At 39.3% G+C, this 603-nt stretch carries 1 pseudogene; it reads left to right on the top strand.

The features are described 5' to 3' along the window. Nucleotides 1-317 precede the first annotated feature (317 nt). Nucleotides 318-603 (top strand): annotated as a pseudogene (purH, locus tag FK268_RS26030) (bifunctional phosphoribosylaminoimidazolecarboxamide formyltransferase/IMP cyclohydrolase); the annotation flags it as partial.

The raw sequence follows: 603 nt of genomic DNA, 5'->3' as shown, positions 1-603 counted from the left end.
GTTCATCATGTTGAACATCAGCTCTATCCTAAAACATTGGCAAAGCTCTTTGCAGCGTCAGCTAGCTAGAGTCGTTCGCATCACAATTTTATATCGATATCTATTCTATAGATGCTTGGAGTACTCTTCGACTTCGACTTCGACTTCGATTTTGACTCAAACTGAGAGTAATAGAGTAATAGATATTGATCACAATTTTCCGCGCTACTTCTGAAACCTACTTTATTGAGCGAATAACTTAGGTAGAGAATCGCTGTAGTATTCAGAAGTATTGCGATCATTTCATCGTTGTTATTTTAGAAAGGATAGATCTAATCATGACTAAACGACGCGCACTTTTAAGTGTCAGTGATAAAACAGGAATTACCGAATTTGCAGCTGAACTCGTAAATTTAGGTTTTGAGCTTATCTCCACAGGGGGAACTAAGAAAGCGATTAGCGATGCCGGCATTGCAGTGAAAGATATCTCTGATATCACCGGCTTTCCAGAGATTATGGATGGTCGCGTTAAAACGTTACATCCTATGGTTCATGGTGGTTTACTCTCCGTTCGCGGTAATGAAAATCATACCAAAGCGATGACCGATAATGGTATTGAGTATA

The organism is Tsukamurella sputi, from assembly GCF_007858445.1.
Lineage (GTDB): Bacteria > Actinomycetota > Actinomycetes > Mycobacteriales > Mycobacteriaceae > Tsukamurella > Tsukamurella sputi.
Note: the sequence above shows the minus strand (reverse complement) of the source record. Positions and strands in the feature narration are given on the sequence as shown.